The 23,590-nt window shown below is 61.1% G+C and carries 15 protein-coding genes and 4 pseudogenes; 4 read left to right on the forward strand and 15 right to left on the reverse strand.

Annotated features, from left to right (window positions below):
* Nucleotides 1–626: 626 nt before the first annotated feature.
* From PQR42_RS32590 to PQR42_RS32605, 4 genes are all read right to left on the reverse strand, one after another.
* Nucleotides 627–1,175, reverse strand: coding sequence for an alpha-ketoglutarate-dependent dioxygenase AlkB (locus tag PQR42_RS32590; RefSeq protein WP_408494515.1), 549 nt, complete (start codon nucleotides 1,173–1,175; stop codon nucleotides 627–629).
* Between the two features lie 974 nt (nucleotides 1,176–2,149).
* Nucleotides 2,150–3,835, reverse strand: coding sequence for a putative bifunctional diguanylate cyclase/phosphodiesterase (locus tag PQR42_RS32595; RefSeq protein WP_408494517.1), 1,686 nt, complete (start codon nucleotides 3,833–3,835; stop codon nucleotides 2,150–2,152).
* 452 nt (nucleotides 3,836–4,287) lie between these two features.
* Nucleotides 4,288–5,739 carry an aminotransferase-like domain-containing protein gene (locus PQR42_RS32600; RefSeq protein WP_408494519.1) on the reverse strand — a complete coding sequence of 484 codons (1,452 nt, stop codon included), beginning with the start codon at nucleotides 5,737–5,739 and terminating at the stop codon, nucleotides 4,288–4,290.
* A 65-nt stretch (nucleotides 5,740–5,804) separates the two neighbouring features.
* Complete coding sequence (locus tag PQR42_RS32605; RefSeq protein WP_408494521.1) at nucleotides 5,805–7,280, reverse strand: EAL domain-containing protein; 1,476 nt, start codon at nucleotides 7,278–7,280, stop codon at nucleotides 5,805–5,807.
* A gap of 321 nt (nucleotides 7,281–7,601) precedes the next feature.
* On the opposite strand from PQR42_RS32605, the gene PQR42_RS32610 reads away from it, so the two are divergent.
* A complete protein-coding gene (locus tag PQR42_RS32610) occupies nucleotides 7,602–9,053 on the forward strand; it encodes an aminotransferase-like domain-containing protein (protein WP_408494523.1) in 1,452 nt (483 codons plus the stop codon).
* A gap of 14 nt (nucleotides 9,054–9,067) precedes the next feature.
* Here PQR42_RS32610 and PQR42_RS32615 read toward each other — a convergent pair whose 3' ends face one another.
* From PQR42_RS32615 to PQR42_RS32665, 11 genes and pseudogenes are all read right to left on the reverse strand, one after another.
* Nucleotides 9,068–9,952, reverse strand: a complete 885-nt coding sequence (locus PQR42_RS32615; RefSeq protein ID WP_408494525.1) for a diguanylate cyclase domain-containing protein — start codon at nucleotides 9,950–9,952, stop codon at nucleotides 9,068–9,070.
* 76 nt (nucleotides 9,953–10,028) lie between these two features.
* Nucleotides 10,029–10,979 (reverse strand): GAF domain-containing protein, encoded by a 951-nt coding sequence (locus PQR42_RS32620; RefSeq protein WP_408494527.1) that lies wholly within the window; start codon nucleotides 10,977–10,979, stop codon nucleotides 10,029–10,031.
* 47 nt (nucleotides 10,980–11,026) lie between these two features.
* Nucleotides 11,027–11,644, reverse strand: a complete 618-nt coding sequence (locus tag PQR42_RS32625; protein WP_408494529.1) for an EAL domain-containing protein — start codon at nucleotides 11,642–11,644, stop codon at nucleotides 11,027–11,029.
* A 479-nt stretch (nucleotides 11,645–12,123) separates the two neighbouring features.
* Nucleotides 12,124–12,228: pseudogene (locus tag PQR42_RS32630) on the reverse strand (3-hydroxyacyl-CoA dehydrogenase NAD-binding domain-containing protein); the annotation flags it as partial.
* Between the two features lie 2 nt (nucleotides 12,229–12,230).
* A pseudogene (locus PQR42_RS32635) lies at nucleotides 12,231–12,960 on the reverse strand (thiolase family protein); the annotation flags it as partial.
* 481 nt (nucleotides 12,961–13,441) lie between these two features.
* Complete coding sequence (locus PQR42_RS32640; RefSeq protein ID WP_408494531.1) at nucleotides 13,442–14,578, reverse strand: porin; 1,137 nt, start codon at nucleotides 14,576–14,578, stop codon at nucleotides 13,442–13,444.
* Between the two features lie 150 nt (nucleotides 14,579–14,728).
* A complete protein-coding gene (locus PQR42_RS32645) occupies nucleotides 14,729–16,081 on the reverse strand; it encodes an MFS transporter (RefSeq protein ID WP_408494533.1) in 1,353 nt (450 codons plus the stop codon).
* Nucleotides 16,082–16,123: 42 nt separating this feature from the next.
* Complete coding sequence (locus tag PQR42_RS32650) at nucleotides 16,124–17,119, reverse strand: 2Fe-2S iron-sulfur cluster-binding protein (RefSeq protein WP_408494535.1); 996 nt, start codon at nucleotides 17,117–17,119, stop codon at nucleotides 16,124–16,126.
* A 30-nt stretch (nucleotides 17,120–17,149) separates the two neighbouring features.
* Entirely contained in the window at nucleotides 17,150–18,169 is a 1,020-nt protein-coding gene (locus PQR42_RS32655) for a PdxA family dehydrogenase (RefSeq protein WP_408494537.1), read from the reverse strand.
* Nucleotides 18,170–18,177: 8 nt separating this feature from the next.
* The gene (locus PQR42_RS32660; protein WP_408494539.1) at nucleotides 18,178–18,648 is read right to left on the reverse strand and encodes an aromatic-ring-hydroxylating dioxygenase subunit beta; all 471 of its coding nucleotides are present in this window, start codon (nucleotides 18,646–18,648) and stop codon (nucleotides 18,178–18,180) included.
* 2 nt (nucleotides 18,649–18,650) lie between these two features.
* The gene (locus PQR42_RS32665) at nucleotides 18,651–19,925 is read right to left on the reverse strand and encodes an aromatic ring-hydroxylating dioxygenase subunit alpha (protein ID WP_408494541.1); all 1,275 of its coding nucleotides are present in this window, start codon (nucleotides 19,923–19,925) and stop codon (nucleotides 18,651–18,653) included.
* 138 nt (nucleotides 19,926–20,063) lie between these two features.
* Here PQR42_RS32665 and PQR42_RS32670 point away from each other — a divergent pair, with 138 nt between their 5' ends.
* The 3 genes and pseudogenes from PQR42_RS32670 to PQR42_RS32680 form a co-directional block, all read left to right on the forward strand.
* Complete coding sequence (locus PQR42_RS32670; RefSeq protein ID WP_408494543.1) at nucleotides 20,064–20,894, forward strand: IclR family transcriptional regulator domain-containing protein; 831 nt, start codon at nucleotides 20,064–20,066, stop codon at nucleotides 20,892–20,894.
* Between the two features lie 789 nt (nucleotides 20,895–21,683).
* Nucleotides 21,684–22,262, forward strand: a pseudogene (locus PQR42_RS32675) (porin family protein); the annotation flags it as partial.
* Nucleotides 22,263–22,994: 732 nt separating this feature from the next.
* Nucleotides 22,995–23,323: pseudogene (locus PQR42_RS32680) on the forward strand (ester cyclase); the annotation flags it as partial.
* Nucleotides 23,324–23,590 lie beyond the last annotated feature (267 nt).

The raw sequence follows: 23,590 nt of genomic DNA on the forward strand, positions 1-23,590 counted from the left end.
GCCGACAGCCGAACGTCCGCAATGGCCGATGACGAGCGTTGGTCATTTACGATTCGACGGCCGGTTACGAGGTGTAGCCGACGCTTGAACTTCTGAGCGACGCCGCATGTGAACGGAGGCTTGTGGCCGAGAGCACGTATCGAAAGTTGCCCGGGAGCCCCGTTCGCCATGAGAAATGGCCACTCGGTTATCGTTGCTCGTAGATGGAATGCCACGGGCGGCCGGGCGTTACTCCAGCTGCTATGTCCGAGCCACTGTGTCAGGCGATTTTTCCGACCATGCGCTGGCGAGTGACGCACACCTTCACACCTGTGGTGCAGGCACCCGTGGGTTTAACCATTGTGCCCTTTTCGCGCCGGCATGGACGGGGACCACATCGCAGTTGACGCAGATTGTGAACGATTCACCCGCCGGTGTTGAATGACTCAAACTGGCCGCACTGCCTGACGACGATCGGCAGCACGCGACCCCTCAACGGACGACCATCCTACGATGCTCGGGTGGGCGTTTCTAAGTTACAAGCTGTCATTCACGACCGCGCTTGCGGTGTCACCACAGCCTCCATTTGGCCTCGTCCGGGCCGCTATCAAACGCGGCCGGAGGCTGACGTCGAAAGTGCAACTGACTCAAGCGGTGCCTGCCGGTCCCCACACAATGACGTCGCCGTGCCAAAGGTTGATCCTGCGAGCATCGACCGACGACTCGTGCTCCTTGAAGAGAAATGCGCTGGCCATTCCCAATACAAATGCAACGATAGGCGCCCCTCCTTCGGGCCAGCTCATCTCCTGATGCAAAGAGACGCGCGCACCTTGCGAAGCGTGACTGTCCAGACTAACGTCAGGGGAAAAGTTATTGAAGCCCACAGCAGCTGCAGCATCCCCACCTAAACTCCTCAACACCTCTGGCACTACCGCGCGCGGACCGTCCGTCGGTAACTGATCTTTACCTCGCTCGATTGTCGTCCAGCCCAGATGAAAACAAGTTGTGGAGTCACCGGACATGCTCAGTCCACTCGGCGTGACAGGGTGGCGATTAAGTGGCGACTTTTGTAGCTCGGCTACGCCGCGCTGCAGTTCTTCCCCGTAGCGCAGCGCAAACCCACGCAAGATAAAAGCGCCACGCTCGAGGGCGAGATAGTCAGGGTAGTCGATCATCAAGTGAGCCTTGTCGGTCATAGGAATCTGCATCGTCAGAAAGGTAAAAGGGCTCCAGGAAATCTTTTAGGTAGTTGGCAGCAGCCCCGCACTACTTCACTGGCTCCCTGGGCACGACGTCCACCACCTGGTTAAGGGGCTCTGCTTCGTCAGGTTCGATGATGGCAGCGAGACCAGTCTCTGATCCGGCATGGCGCTCAAATAAGGCCAGAAGTTCAGGGCGCAGTCCGTCACCCCGTTGGGCTGCGAGAGCGTGAAGCGAGAGAAATGGCAGCATGGTTAAACTCCATTCAATGAAAGACAGGCGAACGCGATGTCGATGAAAGAATTGACGTATCGCGTGTCTGCAAGATTAAGCATGGTTCGAGCGTACCGTGCGGTGTCCGCCGACCTCGGCAACTGCGGGATCGAATGATCAAGTTATGGCAGCAGCCCGGTACAAGCACTCCGTTTCTTGCTATCTAATTTCTTTGAACGTAAATCCATGTTTAACGCATACGCGCAGAAACTGGGCACAGCGCGCATACGTGCATCTCTGGCGTCAGGATCCCGTTGCCACAGTCGTTGGCGTTGTTGCTTGCGAACAGCACGCCATAGTGACCATCATTACCGCAGCACCGGTGCAATTAAAAGAGTTACGGACCACGGGCAAAGTCGCCGTCACTCGGAAACGATGCCGCGCTTCCAGAACCTGACGATGTTTCTTTCCTGTTGCGTCGCGTTCGGCAATCCGGGGCGTCGCCGCTGCACGGGAGCTTCGCTATCGGCAAGTTCGCCGGCCGATTCTTCCGCAGCCAGGCAATCAGTCTGTTTGAACGCCGACGCGGAGCCGCCAAGAACCCTTCTGAAGGCCCAATTGAGCCGCTTCGGTTGCAGCGCATCGCCGTTAGATATCGGGTTGCTGGCTTTCGCACGCGTGAAGACGCGCGGAGGCAGATGCCGGCTCACCGGGCGTAAGAAGAAGCAATGCGAACCGGGCGACTACGCGTTGACCGCTAGCGCGATCCACTTCGTGCGCCCTGCGACGACGAAAGCGCAGTCGGCGCCGGGCCAAACCGCGTCTCTGCATAAGGTTCGATGCCCACTGCCGACACTGGCTTGCCGATAAAGTATCCCTGCGCGGCATCGCACCCGAGCTCCCTGACGAGAACCAGTTGGGTTTCGGTCTCGATGCCTTCGGCGACCGTTGCCATGCCCAGCGCGCGCGAGAGCGCCACCATTGCTTCGACCATCGCGCGTGCCTGGTGGCAGGTCTCCTTAACGGTGAGCCCCTGCACGAACGACTTGTCGATCTTGATGCGATCGACAGGCAGCCGTGTGAGGTACGCGAGACTCGAGTAGCCGGTGCCGAAGTCGTCGAGCGAGATGGTCACGCCGAGCCTTCGTACGGCCGAAAGCGAGCGCGACGCCACGACGAAGTCGCTCATGACGGCAGTCTCTGTCACTTCGATGTCGAGTACGGAAGCGCACATGCCCGACGCCTCGGCCGCCTCCGAAACCAATGCGGCGAGATCGCAGTTCTGGATCGTTGTGGCCGAGAGATTGACGGCGATCCTGAACGGCATGCTGTCCGTCGCCTGCCATTGCGCCGCCTGGCGGAACGCGAGGCGAATCAGCCATTCGCCCGTCGCCTCGTAGGCCGGCGACTCAAGCAGCACGTCGAGGAAGTGGGCCGGCATGAGCAGGCCCAGTTGGGGATGGTTCCATCGCAGAAGCGCCTCGGCGCCGTAGATACGGCCCGTGTGCAGGTCCAGTTGTGGCTGGTAGTGCAGTTCGAACTGATGCGCGGCGCTCGCGCTTTCCAGATCCGCGCGTAGCCGCAGGCGATGCGAGAGGCGCTGCGCATCCTCCTTGCCGAACGACCACACGTGCGAGCCGGCCACGCGCTTCGCGTGATACATCGCGGTGTCCGCGTTGCGCAGCAACTCGCCCGCATCCGACGCCGACACGGGGTAGCGCGCCACGCCGATGCTCGCGCCCACCGACGCCCGCACGGACGGCGTCTGGATAGGCTCGCGCATGCGTACTATGACGTCGCGCGCGACGCGCGCGGCCTCGCCCTCGGGCGCGTCGACGAGGAAAATTACGAATTCGTCGCCGCCGATGCGCGATGCATGGGCGCGATCGGTGAGCAGGTCCGAAAGACGCTCGCCGACGACGCGCAGTACTTCATCGCCCGCCGCGTGGCCGAACGAATCGTTGATGTCCTTGAAGCGGTCGAGGTCGATGAAGAGGAGATCGACGGAATCGGCCGCGCCTTCGTCGACGAGACGGTTCAGGCGCAGCAGCAGTTCGCGCCGGTTGATGAGGCCGGTCAGTTCATCGTGCGTGGCCTGGCGCGACAAGAGTTCGGAGATCGCACGCGCTTCGGTGACATCGCGAACAAGCACGGTGACGCCGTCGTCGCATGGAAACGCCCGCACTTCGAACCAGGTACCGAGCGGCGCATAGTAGTCGGTCGCGGTGCTGGGCATACCGGTCTCGGCCGCCTGCCGATAGGCCGTTTCGTAGCTCGACCCGATGAGGTCCGGGTATTCGGCCCAGATCTCGCGACCCAGCAGGTCCGTCGACCGGCGCTTCAGCAGCCGCGCAGCGGTACGGTTGATGTTTCGAAACTTCCACTCCCGGTCGAGCGACATCACCCCGTCCGTGATGTGGTCGATCACTTGAAAGTCTTCCACGCCTTTGTCTCCCTTGACGGGTCGATGCCACGGTCCCGCCCTATGACTGAAATCGCTACCAATTGGTAGCGTAGACTCTCAACAAGCAACATTCTCAGCTAACCGCCACCGCCTTCTCAAAACTCCACCTCATCCGTACACCACTTTCGACGATCACTCACAACTTGAAGCGGGTGATCAAACTACTCAGTTCAGAAGCGGTTACGAAGGCGACGCGTGCGTCACGCCCGTATGGGCTTGTTGACCCTTCGTGATGTGTGCGTCTGGGATTTGACGTTCGGATCGCCGCAATCCATGCGGCGATCCGCGCCGAGACAGGTTTCGTCAATTCCCGGTGGCTACGCGTTTTGACCCGCTCTGGGCCGGCTGCCGCCGGACGCGGGACGCGGGCGGCCCCGGATGCTCTCCGCTCCAGCTGGCACCGCCTTCAATCAAGGCTCCTCGTCTGCCAGTTATTCCGACCCTTCGCGCCCGGTATGGCGGCCAGTCCCTTGCTCAGCCATCGCTCGCGTCGCCAACAGGCCCAAAGTGTGCATCTCCTTTTCAACGTCCGAGGTCCACGGACGGCCATAGTTAAGCCGGATATGACGGCGAAATTCGCGGCTGCATGAAAAGATTGCACCAGGTGCTATCGCGATTTCGTGCGCTTCCGCCATCTCGAACAACTGCACTGTCTCGACTCCTTCCGGAAGTTCCACCCATAGAAAGAATCCGCCCGGCGGCCGGACCACTAATGTCCCTTGGGGGAAGTACCTGACGACGGCGGCTACCATCCGGGTCTGAAGGTACGCCAGTTCGCGACGCACTTTGCGTAGAAGGCGGTCGTAGTCCCCATGCTCAAGGTAGTCGGCAATTGCGCATTGCGCGGGCACAGACGCCGGGGCCATCGTCAGCCAACGCGCGCGCTCAATTCTCGCGGCGTATCGCCCCGCCGCGACCCAACCGAGGCGCAGTCCAGGCGCAAGGCTCTTCGAAAACGAGCCGCAGTGCAGCACGAGGCCGTTAGAATCGAAGCGCTTCGCCGGATACGCGGGAGTCAGGCCAAAATGCAGTTCGCGGAATACGTCGTCCTCGATCAACGGCACGCCATGTTTTGCCAGCAGCCTCACGAGCGCCTCCTTCCGTTCATCGGAGAGCGTCGCGCCGGTAGGCTGGTGCAGCGTCGTCATAAACCAGCAAGCCCGTACCGGATGCTGCCGCAACGCCTCGGCTAACGCGCCAAGGTCGAGTCCACGGCGGGGATCGACAGGGATTTCCACGGCCTTCAGATGCAGGCGCTGAACCGCGCCTTGCACAGCATGGAAAGCGGGCCGTTCTATTGCGATAGTGTCGCCAGGCCGCGTCAGAACCTGCAGACACAGTATCAGTGCATCGAGCGCGCCGCTCGTCACAATAACCTCATCGATTGGAACGGTAACACCTGTGACAATGTAGCGCAGGGCGATCTGGCGACGCAGATCTGCTTCCGCCTTTCCCGCCGACAAGGCATTCCGGGAACTCGACATCCTCCGAACCGCCGCAGCCAACGAGCGTGAGATCCTGCCAAGCGGGAACAGCTGGGCACTCGGCTCCCCTGAGCCAAGCCCCGGATGGGAGCATCGGCGTTGAGCCTGCATGAAGCGGATAACCAGGCTGTCGCCATCAGCCTCGTCAATACTGCGCTTTGAAACGATCGTTAGTGATTTCGTTAGCGCAGGCCGACTTGCGACGAAATAACCCGACCGAGGTCTTGCTACGATCAGGCCTCGTCGTTCGAGCGTGTAGTAAGCCTGAAAAACCGTTGAAGGGCTGACGCGGTAAGAACTGCTCGCCTGGCGCACCGACGGGAGCCGCACGCCGGGCTCAAGCGTACCGTTCGCAATCAGGTTTTCGAACTCTGTCGCCAGTTGGAGATAGCGCTTCATTATTGTGTCATGCTAATCAATTTGAGTTGACGCGGGTTACGCCAGTTGCGGGCGGCATGCTTCATTCAGAAATTTCGGACCCGCCAGCCGAGCACGGTTGCAGCTCCCGCCGGTTTTGAGGACGGGGCGTTGGCGGTCTGGAGAAATGCCTTCAGCGGGCTCGCGCCGAGTGCACGGCTGTAGAAGAAACCTTGACCGAATTCGGCCCGGCTTGCCCGCGCGATGTTGTGATGCACCGCGTTCTCAATGCCTTCGACCACGACCACGGCGCCCATGTCATGGCCCATGCTCGTCAACGCACTGATCTGTCTGGAGCGCTCATCTGGATCCATTCCGAGCACTTCCCTGTCAATCTTCATCATCTCAAAGGTCATGTCTGGCGGCAGTTCAAGTCCGACGTCCGCGGGACGCACGCCCGAGAGGGCGAAACGCACCCCTTTCTCACGCGCCTGCGCCATCATCGGGATGAGACGTTTTCTGAACTTCATCACGCTGCCTGCCCCGATCTTCAGCATTAGCGGTGGAAGCCCGAGGGAGCCAACGTCACCCAGGTCCGCGAGGAACGCAGAACTTACCAGGTAAGTAGCGGGAGCGGTAACGCCCAGGTAGAGTGATTTCGGAGCCCCGATTTCACGCAGATCCTGCGCGGCCCGCGACAGGACGAATCGCGTCATTGGCCCAATCAGGCTGCTGCTCTCAATGAACTCCATGTAGTGGGCCGGGCCCAGCGCGCCATATTTCTCGTTGTCCCATCGCAGTAATGCTTCGACGCCGACACACCTGGCCCGCCGCACGCCAACGACAGGTTGATACTCAACATGGAACCGGCCACGACGCAGCCCTGCACGCGCTGCTCGCAGCAGGGACTTGTCGTAGCGAAACCACCTTTTGAGGGCCCAACCGATAGCAACGACCAAGGCCACCGCCAGAATCGGCCACAATACAAAGCCCAATATGGTCCATACTGAGGTAAGCTGCGTAGCGGTGCTCGCCGAAGGCTGCACCGAGGCGAGTGTGTCGGTTGCGATCGAGACCGCTCGCATTTCACAACCCCAACTCAATGAGCAATCCGGGGTCGACATCGCTGGTGGTTCCGGCGACTGCTGCGCGCGGTCGACCCGCGACGCGGTACCGGCCACTGCATCAGAGGCCAGAAGGCCGCCTCGCTCTGCCGCCGCGTGGTCGCTGATTTGCCACCGCAGTTCCCTAAGCAGCGTCACAACGTTCCGCCCCGAGCTGGCCATCGCAGCAACGGTGCCGGTAGCATCGGCACGCGTGCCGGCCAACGAATCGCAAGTATTAGTCAGTACAGGCATCGGGCCAGCGACCGGTCCGGCAAGGGCGGCGGGAATAACGGGCAACTGCGCATTGGACGTGCAGGCTGAGCCGAAGTGAATCGGGGGCGCTGGTGGACCAGCAAGCCAGTCCGTCAGTGGCTGCCAAACGTTGCGTTCAAACGTAAGGCTGCGACTGGAACCAGTGCCGGCCGAATCTGCAAGAGCGAGTGAGGTGCCTGCGCAGGTGACCAGCACGACTGCCATACCTCGTCTCCACGACCGACGGAGCGCGATGAGCGCGCTGCATCTGATGGTTGATACCGGGAACCCAAATGCCATTGATTTATCGTTAAAAAATTCGGCTTTAAAATCGCTATCGAATGGACCGCTACGCGTAGCCGAAACATCGAAAGAAGTGGAAAGTGTCTGCGCCGCACTTTGCCAGCGTGTGCGCGTCCGCAATAGAAGCAGATTGCAAAAGAAAAGCCGTATCAGATTGATAAGTGGCTTTCTGCTAACGTTAAATGTGTGTGCTACCGGGGCGGGTCCGACGCCCGCAACGGTGTTATCTGTGAGGAGTACAAGTTGAAACGGTACGAGCGGCTAGCCGACCAACTCAGTGAGCTCATCAAACGCGGCGATCTGCCACCCGGCGCGCGTATCCCTTCGGTTCGCGCGGCGTGCAAGGCCTGGGGCGTGAGCCCCGCGACGGTATTTCGTGCCTACTACCTGCTTGAAAATCGGGGCATGATCAAGGCGCGCCCGCGTTCAGGCTATTTCGTGTCGGCGACTTCCAGAGAATTACCGCAGCAAAGGCCCGGCACCTCGCCGGGTACCGACCCGAAGACCGTCAATATCAGCGACCTTGTCTTTGAGGTCCTCAAGACGATCAGGCAGCCCGAGACTGTCCCACTTGGTTCAGCGTTCTTGAGCCCCGCGCTGTTTCCGATGGCGCGCGTCGGAAAGTCGTGCGCGACGGTCAATCGTTCAACGGACCTGGCCAGCATGGTCGACGGACTGCCACCAGGGCACGAAGGATTGCGCCAGCAGATTTCGTTGCGTTACCTGATGGCGGGGATGACGGTGCCCGCCGACGAGATAATCATTACGAGCGGTGCACTCGAAGCCCTGACGCTAAGCGCCCAGTTGCTCGCCGCTCCAGGTGATGTGATCGTGATCGAAAAGCCGACGTTCTATGCAGCGCTGCAGGCTATCGAACGTCTGAGGCTGAACGTAGTGGAGATTCCTGTTGACCCGGTGGAGGGTCATGATCTCGATGCGCTCGCGCGGGCGCTGCAGCAACATCCAGTTCGCGCCTGCTGGTTCATGACCTCGTTCCACAATCCGACCGGGGTGACGCTGGACGATTCCAGAAAGCAGGCGCTGGTTGATCTGCTTGCCAAACACGACGTGCCGCTCATCGAGGATGACGTCTACAACGAGCTGCACTTTGGCCCGGACCCGCTGCGTCCAGCCAAATTCTTCGACCGGAAAGGTCTTGTCATCCATTGTGGATCGTTCGCGAAATGCCTTGCGCCCGGATATCGTATCGGCTGGGCGGCAGCCGGAAGGTTCGCGGGCGGGCTGGAACGTGCGAAATGGATGACCACGCTATCGGCCAGCATGCCGGCGCAGCGCGCAATCGCCGACTATCTGCAGCACGGCGGCTATGAACGTTTCCTGCACAAACTACGTCGCGAGTTGGCCCATCAGCAATCGCAGATGCTCGACGCGATTAGGCGGTACTTCCCGGCCAATACAATGGCGACGAGGTCTGACGGCGGTTATTTCACATGGGTGGCGCTGCCGGATCACGTAGACTCGATACGCCTCTTCCAGGCTGCGCTCAACAGTGGCATCAGCGTCGCGCCCGGACCTATCTTCTCTGCGGACGGCGCCTTTCGACACCGTGTGCGTCTAAACTATGGATACCCGTGGTCGGCGCAGCTCGATAAAGCGGTCGCGACACTAGGCGCCCTGTGCGCCGATGAATCGCGTTGTGGCGCAAAGCTGGCCGGTCCGATTCAGCCGGCATGACACGCGCGTCGATCTCAACCGCGCATCCCGGCCGGTGAATCGTGAAGCTCATGCACGACAATACGCGCCTTGCCCGCGACTTTCGCACGATACATTGCGGCATGAGCCGCGCGTAACAGGGCTTCGCCACTCAATGACGCTGCCTGGTCGCGCGGTAACATGCCGATGCTCGCCGATAACTGGACGACTTTCGCCCCGAGAGTTATGGGCTGACTCAGTGTCAGCCGGATTGCACGTGCAATTTTCTCTAATGCAGCACGGTCGATGGCAGGGCCGGTCAGCAGTACCGAGAACTCATCCCCGGCATGCCGCGCAACCAGATCCCCGCCACGCACGCAGCGGCTGACCCGGCGCGCTGCTTCAACACGTACTTCGTCGCCGCACTGATGCCCGTATGTATCGTTGACAGCCTTGAAGCCGTCGAGGTCGATAAACATGATGGCAGCCACACCGTCGCCTCCTGCTGCGCATGCCTCCTCCAGCCTGTCGCGGAACGAGCGCCTGTTAGGCAGGCCGGTCAGCGCGTCGTGGAACGCCTGATGCCGCGTGCGATCGCGCAACGCCCTTCGCTCAGTCTCATCCTGCACCAGCAGGTAGTACCCGTTAGCCGACTGATCGTGGACGCGACGCGGCACCAGCACACCACGCAGGACACGTTGGCTCCCGTTAAGCGTCGCTCCGACCTCGTACTCGACCCTTTCGCCGTTAAGCACGCGTTTGACGTACGGCTCGATGGCAGCAACATAGTCAGCGTCGAGAACCTCATGGGTGAGCCGTCCCGCGATCTCCTCCGGGTCCAACCCCAGCCACTCGCGATAGGTTGAGTTGGCAAACTGAAAACGTCGTTCACCATCGACGTAAGCGACCAGCACCGGCAGATTGTCAGCGATGGCGCGCAAGTCTACGCGCGTGGCTCCCAATTGTCGCTCTGCGGTTGTCAGCCGCTCATGCGAGCTGCGCAGAACTTCCGAGGCCTCATGTGCTGCCCGATGCAACGCCGCCTCCCGCGCTTCGCGCGGTTTTTTCCCGTTGCTCCGCCTGGGTATCGTGAATGACAAACAGCCAGCCGCCGTCGCGGGTCGGCGCCGCCTGCTTCAATGCCACCTGCACGCGCGCTGGCTTCCTTTGCTTGTTGCGCAACCGGAACGTTACGTCGAGCGTCAGGACCTCGACCCCGCGCCCACGATTGAGTGCCTGCACGACCTGTTCAAGGCTGGTCCGGTCGCTCGCATCCAGCAGATCGAGTATGTTCGTTTTCGTCAGCGGCGCACGCGAGTGCGCGAAGAATTTCACGCAGGCATCATTCATGTGCCGCCACTCCCAGTCCCTTCCGATATGCGCGATAGCGACCGGTGTCCGATAGAACATCTCGACGTACAGCGCATGCTGGGCCTGGAGCCGGTCGATCGCCTGAAGCACCTGCAAACGATCAGGGCTGTCCAGCTGGCGCACGCCAACTTCGTGTTCGATCAATTGTCCCAGGTCTACCAGCATCTGACGCTGCTGGCGCGTGAAGCGCCGCGGCATCGTGTGCATCACGCATAGCATACCGATGGGTTTGCCGCACGGTAGACGCAGCGCCATGCCTGCGAAGAAGCGAATCCCCGGGCCGCCGGTTGCCAGTGGCCCTTGCGCACGCTTCGGATCGAACAACGCATCCCTGACGACGAACGGTTCCTCGCATTGGAGCGTCCGGCAATAGTACGTCTCCACATGCGATAGGACATCCCGATTGCACCCGCTTGCACCCATGACTTCGGGCTGACCCAAGTTGTCCAGAAATATGACTGAGATCGGTAAATTCAGTGCGCGCGCAGCGATGCTGGTCATGCGCTCAAAGTACTGATCGTGGTTGCTTTCCGGTAGCAGGTTGGCGGTGGCTGGTTGTGGTTGCCGCTCCGCATCCATGCTGAATTCGTCTTTCACGCTCCGTGCTCCATTCGGGTCACACCGTGTGGTGTGTTTATCGACGTCTACGCCGACGCAAACGCACGAAGCTGCTCAACTGCCATTGGCTTACCATACCAGTATCCCTGCGCGAGGTCGATTCCCGAGCGCTGTATCACATCGTGTTCTGCAGCGCTCTCGACGCCTTCCACGACAACTTTGGCCCCAAGCGTATGCACTAGAGCAGCTATCGACTTCAGAAACAGGGTTCGCGCTTCGCCGCGCATGGCTAGAAATCGCCGGTCAACTTTCACCTGATCGAATCGGAAATCCAAGAGTAAGTCCAGATTGCTGAAGCCGGTGCCGAAATCGTCGAGTGACAGGCGTACGTCGCGTTGCCTCAAGTGGCTAAGCGCCGCGATAACTCGCGGCGTACGCTCGACGCAGCCGCGCTCGGTGAGTTCCAGAACGAGGCGATCGAGCATTGGACCGGCGGACTCACAGATATCCTCGGCAAAGCGCTCCTCCATCAGATGCCCCGCATAGATATTTACCGATATATGCCAGTCCTGAGCGAACGGCACCTGCGTCAGTGCGTTATTCGCCTCGCGTAGTACGAAACAGGTCAATGCGCCGAGCAGACGCGTGCCTTCGAGCGCTCGAATGCCCCCCCGGCCTTCGGCTCCGAACTTTGGATGACCCACCGGAGCAGGGCTTCCACGCCCACGCAGCGTCGCGTGTGCGTGTCCACGATGGGCTGATAGACGACATGGAACTCCCCGCAGCGAAGACCGATGCGCGCCGCGCGCCGCAATCTTGCTTTTGGTGAGACCCCGTAACCCCCGTACACAAGCGCAACGCAAGCAGACAACGCGACAGCCAGCACAGCGGCGTCGTGAACTCTGATCAGGCTGGCCACCAGAAAAATGGCTAGGGCCGACACGACGGCGACGGTCACGACCTCGTCAAGATGCTCGTCGAATACAGGTCGCAGCCGGCGCAGTCGTACTGTGTAGCGTTGAAAGGAACGCATGAAATTGGCTTCGCGCAGTTATCTGTGTCGCGTACTATGACCTGACTGCGTTTCGAAAACGAGTAGCAGTTACGTGTCAAAACATGCGTATCAGATCCGCCGTCACAGGCGGGGTAAGTCGGCGCGGCAATTCGCTGAGGCAGGCTTGTCCGCACCGATTGCAGCAATCGCCCGAGCGCAAGCTGCAGCATCAATATCCATAAGTCGCACTTCGTGACCGGCAAGCGCTGCTATCTGCGCAATGCCTTGTCCCATCGCGCCGGCACCGACGATTCCGGACGCACGACACCCTTGAGTTTCGCCAGCGCCTCGAGGCTCGTCTCGCGCGGATGCTCGTCCTTCGAAACGAGGAGCGCGTCGCCCTTCTTCTGCGGGATCGCGACCGGCGTAATTTCATATGCCAATGTCCCGCCTTTTTGCGCGCGGGCGGCCTTCTGCTGGCTGCGCAACGCGAACGCGTCCTGATCTTCACGACTCATCTTATAGTCGTCCGCGACGTTCTCATCAGTTTCCTGCATTGAATCAACGCCGTATTGTTTCTTCATTAGCGCGTTGACAAAGCGCGAGTCAATGGTCGTATCCTGGATTTCCGCCAGACGCGAGAATGCGCTTGTCGCCTTACCCAATACAAAGGGCGCGCGACTCATGCTTGTGACACCACCCGCAATCAGCAAACGCGCTTCGCCCGATTTGATTGCCCGCGCTGCAATGCCCACCGCATCCATACCCGAACCACACAAACGGTTCACTGTGGAAGCGGGCGTGCCGACCGGCAGGTCCGCAAGAAGCGCCGACATGCGCGCAACGTTGCGGTTGTCCTCGCCCGCCTGGTTCGCGCAGCCGTAGATCACTTCTTCGACGGCCTCCCAATCCATGTCCTCATTACGCTCGACCAGCGCGCGCAGAGGCACCGCGCACAGAAGACAGCGAGCCTCCGTAACGACCGATCGGCGTGCGCATTGCGTCACACAAATATGCTTCAGTCATCCCAGTCCTCTTCATTTGAGATTACGTTCAGATCCCTACGGCCCCTCTGTCAAGCGCCCTCGTCGCCCGACGTTCTTAGTCTCGTGGTATTCCGCAGAAGTGCGTCGCGGGCGCCTGGGCCAATGGTTTCGCGGCTCGGTGTCTGCAACAGCCAATGGGTAGCCGCTACATTGATTTGGAGTATCCCCGCAGCGTTAGGGTGCCGCCGCGCGAAGCAGTCGAAGCTCGATGCTGTATACCATCATGGACAAACAAGGGCGTGTGCGGAGCAGGTGCTCCGCTACCCATAAAGTCTGGTTTGAAACTACACCTTACGTTGATCGCCGGGGGAATCCTGTTCAGCCACCGCCGACTAATGAATGTGGCTGCCACCGTTGACGTCGATGGTCGCACGCGCCACGTGACTGGCATACCGGTTTTTTTACGGCATGCCAGTGCGTTATTTTCTATCGTGGGTTAGCAAAGTCGGGGGAGGCGGTGTTCAAAAGCGATGCCGTAATGAAAACTTGACAGCGACCTGGGTCGGCGTCGACGACTGGCCTAGCGTGCTGATTGCCGCGACTGCGGCATGTCCTGTCGAATCGACACCCGACGCGTGCTGCCACACGCCGACCAGATTGATATCGGTACGCTTGGAGAGCGAGTAGTTCGGACCGAAATCGATCTGCTCGTATTTGGCGCGGGACTCTTTCGTGTAGTCGAACGACGCGCCGATCAGCAATGCGGGCGTAATGTTATAGCGACCATTGATCTCATAGCTGTTGAAACTCGCGTTGCCCGTGTTCGGCGTGGACGCTGTATGCCGGATGTCCTGAAACCGCGCGTTCGTATATACGAGCCCAATGCTGCCCTGGCCGATCTTGTAAGAAGCCGCCGCGCCGAAGATCTGCCACACATTCGCCGAGGCGAAGCCGCTGAGCACCGGGGTTTTGCTCGGACTCACGTAGCCGGGCTGGCCCGGCGAAAGCGCGCTATCGAGCACCGACACCGACGGGTTGTTGATGTTGTCGTATGCGAGCGCGGCGCTCAACGGACCTTTCGCGTACTTGAGCCCCAAGGCGTAGACGCGCCCCGACCCGAAGTTGCCCCCCACGCCGCCGGGCGCGAACATGCCACTCGCCTGCAAACCGTAGAACTTCGGCGATTGATACTTCACCGCGTTGTTCACGCGAAACGTCGAGTTCAGGTTGTCGAAGTCGCCGGGATGAGTGCCGAGCCATGCCCACATCGAAGTCGCGGCAATCTCGCCGATGAGTTCCGTCATCGGGTCGTACTGGCGGCCGAGCGTCACGGTGCCCCACGTGTCGCTGCTGAGTCCGACGAACGCCTGACGGCCGAATTCGCGGCCGCCTTGCAGCAGCTTGCCGTTCGACGTGTCGAAACCGTTTTCAAGCGTGAAGATGGCCTTCAGGCCGCCGCCGAGATTCTCGCTGCCGCGCAAACCCCAGCGGCTGCCGTTCGTTTGTCCGTTGATCATTTGCACGTTAGCGTGCCCGGACTGGTTGTTCACGTAAACGAGTCCGGCGTCGAGGAAGCCGTACAGCGTGACTGAGCTTTGCGCATGAGCCGCGCCTGCGAGGAGCGGCAGAGTCAACAATGCGATTGAGGTCTTTTTCATAATGTCTCAGGCGTGACGAGTCCGCGCCTTCTCGCGGGAGCGCGAGAAAACGGCAGACATCGCTGGTTTTTTTAAATGATTGTTTTGCGGAGGTACTTCAATGAATCAGCCGGAAGCGACAGGCCGCCGGCTGAAAACTGGATCTCCGGTCTATCTTGCGGTGCTCGTCGCGGCCTCCACGGTACGGGAACCGTAGATGCGCCCCATCACGAACACGCCAAGACCGGCGACGAGCACGGGCCACGCCGAGAAGCGGAAGATTTCCGCGGGCGTCCAGTGTGCCGAATACAGCATGCCTGCAATCAGCGGCCCCGCGATACCGCCGAGCCGACCGATGCCGAGCGCCCAGCCCACCCCGGTCGAGCGCAGGTTCGGCGGATAGTAGACAGCCGCGAGTGCGATCACGCTTTTCTGCCCACCGCTGATGCAGAAGCCAGCGCAAAAGACCATCACCATCAACCACGCAATGCTGCCGGAGAACGCGCCGCCAACAAGCCACATGAACACCCAGCCCGCGAGGTACATCACCGTCAGCGTCACGTACGGGCCAACGCGATCCATCGCTAGGCCGAGCGGCACGGCCGACAGCACGCCCGCTATGGTCGGCAGCGCGGTCATCCAGACAATCGCCGACGGCGAATACTTCAGGCCGGTCATCATCGTGGGCAGCCAGCTCTGCATGAAGTAGAACTCGGCTAGGTTGAGGAAGAAAATCAGCCAGAGCAGCACGGTGCCGATCGACCTGGGCCCTCTGACAAGCGCCGCGACACTCGCACGCGTTTCGTTCTGGTCTTCGAGCCAGAAGGTACTGCCGAGCGGCACGTCGACACGAGGGAAGAGCCGCTGCAACACGGCGCGCATACGCTCATTGCCTTGCGGGCGCCGTTGCAGAAAGGCCAGCGACTCCGGCAACAGCCACGAGAGCGGCAGCGTCAGCGCAAGCGGCGCGATTGCGCCGGCCAGCATCAACGATCGCCAGCCGTACGCGGGGATGAGCGTGCCGGCCGTGAGTCCGGCCACGACGAAGCCCAGCGAGAAGCCGCAATACACCAGCAACACAAAGGTGGCGCGCAGCCGCTTCGGCGCGAATTCGCAGGTCAGCGCAACGGCGCTCGGCGCGGCCGCGCCCAGGCCGATGCCCGTCAGAAACCGCAGGCCGATCAGTTCGGTCACGTTCGTTGCGAACACGGTCAGCATCGTGAACACCGCGAACAGCAGCGTGCTCGTCAGCATCATGCGTTTATGGCCGAAGCGTGCCGACAGCGGCGCGATGGCGAGATAGCCGATCATCAGGCCGACCAGCGCGGCGGAAAAGATCGAGCCGAGAATCTCACGCGGCAAATGCCAGTCTTTTGACAGCACCGGCACGATGTAGCTGATCGCCTGCGTGTCGAAGCCGTCGAGGAACATCAGCAACGCACAGAGCAGTACGACCAGACACTGCCCCGCCCCGACCTTCTGGCGTTCAATGACCTCGACTACGTCGATAAAGGGGGATGCCACGGATTTGTCTCCTGGTTATTGTGTGGGAAAGCGTCGCGTCTTCTAAGGACGGATATCGGTGTGCACGAAGGCGTCGCTAAAGAAATCCTCGTCGGGCAAACCTGCTTCGACGAAGCTGCGCTGCGCGGCACTCGTCATGGCCGGGTTGCCGCACGCATAGACCTGATAGCCGGCGAGCGTGCCGAAGTCTTCGAGCACCGTCTCGTGCACAAAGCCGCGACGACCGGTCCAATCATCGTGCGGCTCGGACAACACGGGCACGAACGTCAGCTTGCCGCTCGCGTGCCACTTCTGCGCCAGCTCGAACAGATACAGGTCTTCCTGACGGCGCGCGCCCCAATACAAATGGAGCGGACGTTCGAGCTTGCGTTTGATCGCGTCCTCGACGATCGACTTGACCGGCGCGAAGCCCGTGCCGGTTGCCAGCAGAATCGCGGGGCTCGTCGATTCGTCCTGTAGCGTGAATTCGCCGAAAGGCAATTCGATTCGCAGCTTCTGTCCTTTCTCGAGCCCGCGCAGCACGCTGCCGGAAAACTTGCCGCCCGGCACGTGGCGCACGTGAAGCTGCACGCTGTCGCTTTCATGGGGCGGATTCGCCATCGAATAATTACGGCGGCTGCCGTCCTCGAGTTCGATCTGCAGATACTGACCGGCGCGGAACTTCGCGCGCGAGCCGGTAGGCAGGCGCAACTGCACGACGCTGACGTCGGCGGCGGGTTGCGTGACGCGGTACACCGACATGTCGAGCGTCTTGCGCACAACCGGCTCACGCTTTTCGATCTTGCGCGGCGCAATCGTCATGTCCGACGACGGCCGCAGGCAGCACATCAGCACGCGCTCGCCCGGTCCCGCCACCTCACCCTGCACGGACGAGCGGCCTGCGCCGGCCACCACGCCGCCCTCGCAGGTCGAGCACACGCCTTTTCGGCACGAGTACGGCACGCTGTAGCCCGAACGCTCGGCGGCGTCGAGCAGGGTTTCGCCCGGCGCGCAGCGGAATACGACATCGCTTCCCGCGATGGAAATCTGGTAATCCAAAATGTGACCTCGATGAGCGGTTAAGACGTTTCAGCCGGCCTGCGCGGGGAGCACAGTGCCCGTTGTCACGAGGCGCAGCGCGCCTAGCAGCGGCGCGGCATCGGCGCGCAGCGTGCCCGCGATGTCGAAGCCGCTGCCGTGGCCGACGCTCGAGAACATCACGCCCGCGCCGATCGACAGCGCCGCGCTATGGCGGCCCGCGCGCAGCTTGACGGGAATGTGCCCCTGGTCGTGATACATCGCGACGAACACGTCGACATCGGGATTCGTCAGCAACAGATCCGCTCCTTCCGGTCCGATCACGGCGATGCCCTCGTCGCGCAACTGCCGCGCGGCGGGTTCGGTGATGTCGATGTCCTCGCGGCCAAACAGCCCGCCTTCGCCCGCGTGCGGATTGATGCCCATCAGGCCGACCACCGGGCGCTCGATGCCCATCAATTGCAGCGTTTGCGCGGCGGCTCGCGCGGCGCGTACGATGTGGCGCTGATCGAGCCGCGCGAGCGCCGATGCAATGCCTTCGTGCAAGGTCGCATGAACGATGCGCAGGCCGCCGCCGATCAGCAGCAGATACACGTCGTCAACCGGCACGCCCATCTGCTGCGCGACGAAGCCCGGATAGCCGGCGAAGCGCACGCCGCTCGCATTGATCGCCGTCTCCGAATGCGGACACGCGATCACGACGTCGACGTTGCCCGCCCGCGCGGCAGCGAGCGCGACGCTGACATAGGCGAGCGTCGCGGTTCCGGCCGCGGCCGCGACTTCACCCGGCGCGAATGCTTCGGCAGCCAGCGACGCGACGTCGACCACGTCGATCGCGCCGGGTTCGGCCGCGGGCAAATCGTCGGCCTGCACTTGCCGAAGCGTCATCCCGGGACAGCAGCGCTGCACATACCAGCGAATGACGAACGCATCGCCGAACAGAACCAGACGCCGCGTCGGACCGGCATCGGCCATGTCGCGCGCGCTCTGCGCGGCGGCCTTCACCGCAATCTCGGGACCGATGCCGTTCGGGTCGCCGATCGCCAGCGCAATGGTCATGGAGTGGCTCATTGCCTGTTTCATAGCGGCAATGCCAGCAGTGTGTCGATGCGCGAACTGTCGCATACGACGATCCGTTCGCGCAGCTTCACGCAACCCTCTTCGACGACGTACGCGTCGCAGTAGCGGCCAGTGGCAAACAGCGTTGTCGTGCCGTCGCGCATGATGCGCGCCACCATGAAGGAGGTTTCGCTACGCACTTCCCGTTCGTTTTCGCTCACCACATAAGGCTGTCCAAGCAGATGCCGGTAACCGTGGCGCTCATAGATGTTGGCGTCGCGCAGCGAAGCGACGCGGTCGATCAGCATGCCGCGCGAGGCCGCGTAAATCATGCTGCCCGCAAGGCCGCGCTTGTAGTTGTCGGCGGTGGTGACCTTGTAGACGCATGCTTCGGTAAAGAACGCCGGCCACTGCGAGAGATCGCCGTCGTCGATGCAGCGCACGTATTCGGCTTGCGCGCGAGCGATCAGTTGATGGATGTCTTGCGCCATTTCTAGTACCCCATTGCGTTGCGGTAGGCCTTCCAGAAACCGCGAATCGACGCTTCCGTCACGCGGCTTTCGCTGCTTTCAGCGCTATCGCCGCCCATCTCGATGACCGAGCGGCTGTCGCTTGCGCCATCGATGCCTCGCTGCACGAAACCGCCGACGCATCCGTCTTCCATCGACACATAACCGGCCGGTCCCACGAGGTTCGCTTGCCGCAGACGCATTTCGCGCAACTCCGGCGTATCGTCTTCGAAACCGAGGTAGGTCCAGTTCAGTTCGGTCTGCTGCGTGCCGCGCGGCAAAATCTGGCGCACCGCGATGGTGTTCTGGATCTGCTGGAGCACAAAGCCGGGAAACACCGAAAGAATCTGCAGCGTGACGCCGTCGCCGAATTCGTCCGTGCCGGCCAGCACCGAGGTGTCTTCCAGCCGGTGCTCGCTTTCGGAGCGGATCTTCTGATCCGCGTAATCGCTTGCGACTTTTGCCTGTGCCGCCGCCTCCGCAGCATGGTCGACAGCGGAGTAGCTGACGTGATGCCCGCCGCTCGGATCGACGATGATGCCGCCGCGCTGCGACAGGCGGTTCAACTGGAACGTGGTGAAGAACAGATGCAGGATGCTCGCGTGATACGAGTCCTTGACGTTCTCGAAGTAGAGCTTCCAGTTGTTCGGCAGCATCTGCGTGAAGCGGCCGAGCACGACCGGCGTGCGTCCTTCGAGCACGCGCGCAATACGCTCGACGATTTCCTCGCCAAGATATTCATCGAGCGGGGGAACGTCGTCTGAAAAACTGCCGAATACGAGGCCGTGCAGCGTCGCGACCCGCAGCTTGCGCAAGCCGTGGTCACCCTCGCAGAAGTCCGGCTTCATGCCGCCCTTACCGCCGATGCCGTCCTTGAACGCGACCCCGAGCAGATCGCCTTGAAGGTTGTAAGTCCACGCGTGATAGACGCAGCTGAAATCCTTCGCGTTGCCCTGGTCTTCCAGGCACACCATTGCACCGCGATGCGCGCAGCGATTCTCGAACGCATAGAGTTCACCGTCGGTATCGCGCGTGACCACCACCGGTGTATCTCCGATGAAGCTGCTACGGAAGTCGCCCGCGTTCACCAGCTCCGCTTCGAGACACAGGTAGCTCCAGTTCGGGCCCCGGAAAATCGCGTTCTGCTCGTCGGCGTAGACGTCTTCATCCTGAAACAGCGTGTAGGGGACGCGCGTGAGGCCTTCGGATGGCCAGGCGATGCTGGCGCGCCGCGCCGGCTTGATGGGGATGATGTTCAAGTTGCTTGCTCCATGTATTGCGCGGACCGTTAAACGTGGCCGACCGGGATTGAAGACAACCCTTCGGGTGCCAAGGAAGTTGACAGGTTCGGTCGAATGTGTTCGAATACCGTACGTTGTTCGATATCTAAATTAAATATGACATCCGACAAAGAATCTGTCAACGGGCGGGAGGACGCGCCGTCATCTGAAGAAGACGCTGAAGCAGGCAGTAAGGTGCGTGCGAAGGAAGGCATGGCGGGGCTGGCGAAGGGGCTGGCGATCATCGAGGCGTTCGGCGCATCGACCACCCGCATGACCGTCTCGGATGCCGCGCACTACGCGGATCTGAGCCGCCCCGCCGCCCGCCGATGCCTGCTCACGCTGGCTGATCTCGGCTATTTGGCGCATGACGGCAAGTTCTTCACGCCGCTGCCGCGTATGCTGAGATTGGGCAGCGCGTACCTCAGCACGTCGTCGCTCACGCAGATCGCGCAGCCGCTGCTTGCGAGTGCGCGTGACGAATTGCAGGAGTCCGTCTCGCTGGCGGTGATGGACGAGGGCTATTCGGTATTCATCGCACGCGCCGAAGCGGTCAGGATCGTCTCGACGGGGGTCAAGCTCGGCGGCAGATTGCCCGCATATTGCTCGGCAACCGGCCGCGTCCTGCTATCAGATTTGACGGAAGAAGAAATCAACCGGCATCTGGACGCCACGCCGATGAAACGGCTGACGGCGCGCACGCTCGCGACGCCGGCCGCGGTCTTGCAGGCCGTCAGGCACGCGGCGGAAGAAGGCTATGCGATCAGCAACGAGGAGTTGGAGATCGGTATGTCTGCGATGGCGGTGCCGGTGAGAAATCGCAGCGGGGAGATCGAGGCCGCGCTCAGCGTGAGTGTGTTTTCCGGACGGGTTAGCGTGGAAACGCTGGAGCAGAAATTCCTGCCTGTTCTAAGGAACGTGGCAGCGCGGTTGCAACGCGCGCTGTAGCGAACGCGTCCCTCGCCTTGATCAGGCGGCTATCGACATCGCCCGCTCCAGCAGCGGGACCGGTGTCGCTCAGTCTGCCGCAGCAAGTGCGCCATCTGGTCTGCGTGTGCTTTCACGAAAGACGGGGGCCGTGGCCCGCGTGACTAGCCGCGACTAGCCGGATGTCCCACCAGTCGGTCGAACCGGTCGACCAGCCGCAGCACATCCAGCATGAGTATGTCGGCGACGGGAAAGGTCCCGGTCAACCGTTCCCGTCCTGCCAATACCGGCCGAATATACCCAATTCTCATTTCAACAGTTGCGCGGCCTTCGCCGACCTTCAATGTCGCCTAGGTGGCGTGAGGCAACGAGGCAACGAGGCAACGAGGCAACGAGGCATCGTAGCAGTCCAGCCGCCGTGTACCGCACCGATCGGATTGAGGTAACGCTCCGATGGTCTCCCGACAAAAACAACCCGGCCTTCTTCCACCTCGAAGATGTCACATCTCATTGTTTCCGCGTATGGCGAATGTGGGTGGCGACCGTCCCCCATGCCACGTACGAAGGATAAGGCCGTCCTCGGCGAAAAGAACCTCACGCGAGACTACGCCAACCGTTCGCTCGAGACTATCAAAAGTCGTGAAGAACTGCCGCTTGTAGCATAGGCCTATTGCTCAAGGCTCCCCTACGCCTGCAAGATTTTCTGCAGCACTTTTCCCCAGCCAAGAGCGTTGGCGTCAGCCCTAAACTTTCCGACCAACTGCGCACCTATCGGAAGGCCATTGTCGGCCGTTCCGGTGGGCAGACGTCGGAGTCTGGGGTGCCGATTCAACTACCAATTCTGGCGGCCAATCTGGTGTCTCCGCAGTCACCAATGGATATCAAGGCGCACAGGTGCAACAGCGCTTCGCTGTTGGTCTAGGATATATATTTAACGGTGCGTGGGATATCTCGGCTACGTACAGCAATGTCCAGTACGTTCCAGGCATCAACTCAAAATTCACGGATGAGGCTGTGTTCAATACTATCGGTAGCGTGCTGCACTGGAAGCCCGCCGCAGCATGAGATCATGCGGCAGGCTATAGCTACACCTGGGCAAGTAGGGCGAACGGCATTGATGACGCGGCTACGTATCATCAATTCAAGCTTTCACAGTATTACGCGCTGTCCAAACGCACGGGTCTGTACTTGCTCGAGGCGTATCAGCGCGCCAATGGTCGGACTCTCGGAACGCCGAGTTTCACGGCTAGCGGCCCGATCAACCGTCAAATCGGTGCGACAGCGTCGATCGGTGATGGGTTCAACTCAGCGCCCTCGTCGTCCCACCGTATGTTCGCCGCCGCGCTTGGCATTATTCACCGCTTCTGGTTTGCAGCGGCGTCTCGTTGAGTGAGGAAAGCTGGGACGACGTTCCGCCCCCGTAGAAGAGAGCGTGCAAGAGTTGGGGAGGAAGATTTCGTTAGGTGTCCATGGCTTATGGCATGATTGCACCCTCTGTTCTGTCCGTTGGCCGGTCCTCGCCGGCCAACGCTGCCCGCACGCATGCGCCGCAACGCGAGGCGGCAATCTTGAGCGCCGAGATGCGACGGGGGAGAATTCCCCGTTCAACACCGCAACCCTGACCTGCGCCATGCAGTGCGCTCCTTCGTCTGTCCACCGCATCTGGCGTTTCGTGGCCATACGGTAACTGACAATCTGGTTCACCGCGGACTCGGCGATACTGCCGCTGATCGGCAGGCCCTTGCGGATGCCGAGCGCCGTAGTTGACCAACGTGCCAGCGTTCTTCTTCAGGTAACTGGAGACAGTGTTCAGATTCCACCACGACGTATTGAATTCGTATCCTTCCCTCGCCAGAGCCGACTGTCGAGTGCCTTGATCCGCTCCAACGCTTTGCTGCCCTTGCCATGCAGACCCGCCATTGGGCGTGGGTGATTTCGGTTTCCACTGACTCCCGTTCCATCGAGTCGATCATCCTGCTGCCGAACACGGAACGCTCCGCCGCCTTGAACTTCATTGCGATATGAAACCAGTCGAGGATCGGGCCCCGGGCCAGCTGACTGCCCTCGACTGTCTTCCCAAATTCACCGGCATGTCGCTGATCACGGTCACGCGTTCATCGCTCGCTGCACGAGCCGCGTCGTGGCCGCGATGACATCAAGGCATTCATGACCGATTTCCGCGAAGCATTCCCGGACCTCAACTTCTGGGGTGCCGCTGATCTCATCGCCGAGGGGGCTATGTAGTCGGCCGTTGGGAGGGAGGCGGCACGCATAACGGTCCAGCGTTCAACGATTTCCTCATCGGATCGTTGCCGACTGCGACCGGCCGGAAAATGCGCTTCACCGGCACGACCGTGCTCCGGCTCAAAGACGGCAAGATCGTTGAAGAAATCGGCCTGGATGACGGCGTGACCGCCCTGCAGCAACTCGGGCTCATCGAGGCTGCGTGATCGAAGGCGCGACGCTTCCGATATCTTTTGGCAACGCCGAGTACATCCAACGCTACAACCGGTCTGGGAGCAACCCGGCCCGTTTTATGAATATGACGACAACCGCGAAGGTCAACCCTGAAGCAAAAAGTCGTCATTCGCAGCGACAGCGTTGATCGTCGCTTCATGGCCGATCACTGCCTCATGCAAATCGCATGGACTGCCCGCATCTCCCGCCGTCGCGATCGGCAGCGCGACCCACTTCGCCTCTCCTGTACGTTTGGCGAA

The organism is Paraburkholderia sediminicola, assembly GCF_046027355.1.
Classification (GTDB): Bacteria; Pseudomonadota; Gammaproteobacteria; order Burkholderiales; family Burkholderiaceae; genus Paraburkholderia; species Paraburkholderia sediminicola_B.

Coding starts and splice junctions, on each gene's coding strand:
- PQR42_RS32590 (WP_408494515.1), bottom strand. CDS start 1,175: ATGACCGACAAGGCTCACTTGATGATCGACTACCCTGACTATCTCGCC.
- PQR42_RS32600 (WP_408494519.1), bottom strand. CDS start 5,739: ATGAAGCGCTATCTCCAACTGGCGACAGAGTTCGAAAACCTGATTGCG.
- PQR42_RS32605 (WP_408494521.1), bottom strand. CDS start 7,280: ATGGCAGTCGTGCTGGTCACCTGCGCAGGCACCTCACTCGCTCTTGCA.
- PQR42_RS32640 (WP_408494531.1), bottom strand. CDS start 14,578: ATGAAAAAGACCTCAATCGCATTGTTGACTCTGCCGCTCCTCGCAGGC.
- PQR42_RS32655 (WP_408494537.1), bottom strand. CDS start 18,169: ATGAGCCACTCCATGACCATTGCGCTGGCGATCGGCGACCCGAACGGC.
- PQR42_RS32660 (WP_408494539.1), bottom strand. CDS start 18,648: ATGGCGCAAGACATCCATCAACTGATCGCTCGCGCGCAAGCCGAATAC.
- PQR42_RS32670 (WP_408494543.1), top strand. CDS start 20,064: ATGACATCCGACAAAGAATCTGTCAACGGGCGGGAGGACGCGCCGTCA.